We start from the raw sequence: 1,506 nt of genomic DNA, 5'->3' as shown, positions 1-1,506 counted from the left end.
TATCGAAAATGCGAGAATCAAGTTACATCAGATTTTTTGTGAGCTGGAAGAACAGAACCAGCCTATAACGGCACGTCTGTTACAGGAAATATTTTTCGGACAGGACAAAGAACCGGAAGCGGTACGCACCCTTATCGGTACCATGCAGGAGCACAATGACCAATGCCGTGCCCTGGTCGGGAAAGACTATGCCCTGATTACCGTTCGCCGTTATGAAAGCTGCAAGCGCTATCTTGCCGAACTTATCAGACAGAAATACGGAAAGGATGATCTGCCGCTGGCGGAAGTCAACGGTGAGCTGGTACGTGCCTTTGAATTTTATTTGAAGACTGAAAAGGAATGTCAGCAAAATACCGTTATCCGTTATATGAAATGTCTGAAGAAAATTACCAATCTGGCACTGGCTAATGAATGGATAGCCAAGGATCCGTTTATCGGTATCAAGTTCCACGAAAAAGAAGTAATCCGTGAGTTTCTTACTATGGATGAGCTACTGACCATCTACCACAAGGAATTTCCTCTGGAGCGAATCACCATAGTCCGTGATGTTTTTATTTTCGCTGCGTTCACCGGTTTGGCTTTCATTGACGTACAACAGCTTTCCCCTGAGCATATCGTAAAAGACAACAACGGAAACCTGTGGATCAGGAAGCCACGTCAAAAAACAAAGAACATGTGTAATATCCCGCTGTTGGATATTCCTTTGGAAATCCTGAGAAAATATGCAGATTATCCTGCCTGCAGAAAGAAAGGAGTATTGCTGCCTGTTCCCTGCAATCAGAAGATGAACAGCTACCTGAAAGAGATTGCCGACCTGTGTTTGATAAAGAAGAACCTGACTACACACACTGCTCGTCACTCGTACGCCACATCTGTCTGTTTGGCCAATGGAGTAAGCATTGAGAATGTAGCCAAAATGCTCGGTCACTCCAATATCAAGATGACGCAGCACTATGCAAGGGTACTCGACAGTTCCATTCTGAAAGATATGAATAATGTAAGGGATGTTCTTTCAAATTGCCTATAGCTTATGAAAAGAGAAATTATCCATATAACGGAGGACGGCAGGATTGTTATTCCTGCTGTCCATCCTGATAAGATTCGTATGGACGAAGCCGAACTTATCGGCTTGTTCAATATAGTTGCACCGACTTTAAGGGCTGCGAAAAGAAGAATATATAAACTAGGGATATTGCAACCATTCACCGCAGAACAACGTATTCCGTTAAAAGAGGGGTATCAGGTAGTCTATAACCTGGAAATGATATTTGCGCTTGCCTTTCAGATTAATACTTATCCGGCCCAACAATTACGTGAGTGTATAATCAGCAGACTGTTCCAAACTGAAAAGTCAATGGTTATCTGCATGATGAATGGTAATCATAAATCATATCTAAAATGCTGATAAATATTTATTTCAGTGTTTCATGCGGATAATAAGCCGCAATTTTTGCGGTTAATTATCCGCAAAACCGTATATTTGCAGAAAACAGTGATGCCTATGTA

Annotated in this window: 2 protein-coding genes; both read left to right on the top strand. The window is 42.0% G+C overall.

Annotated features, from left to right (window positions below; all coding sequences use genetic code 11):
* The coding region (locus QUW60_RS14955; RefSeq protein ID WP_289561489.1) for a site-specific integrase at positions 1-1,027 on the top strand (1,027 nt) is incomplete at its 5' end.
* A 3-nt stretch (positions 1,028-1,030) separates the two neighbouring features.
* The gene (locus QUW60_RS14950) at positions 1,031-1,405 is read left to right on the top strand and encodes a hypothetical protein (RefSeq protein ID WP_289561487.1); all 375 of its coding nucleotides are present in this window, start codon (positions 1,031-1,033) and stop codon (positions 1,403-1,405) included.
* Positions 1,406-1,506: the final 101 nt, after the last annotated feature.

The organism is Bacteroides gallinaceum (assembly GCF_030373775.1).
GTDB lineage: Bacteria > Bacteroidota > Bacteroidia > Bacteroidales > Bacteroidaceae > Phocaeicola > Phocaeicola excrementipullorum.
Note: the sequence above shows the minus strand (reverse complement) of the source record. Positions and strands in the feature narration are given on the sequence as shown.

Coding starts and splice junctions, on each gene's coding strand:
- QUW60_RS14950 (WP_289561487.1), top strand. CDS start 1,031: ATGAAAAGAGAAATTATCCATATAACGGAGGACGGCAGGATTGTTATT.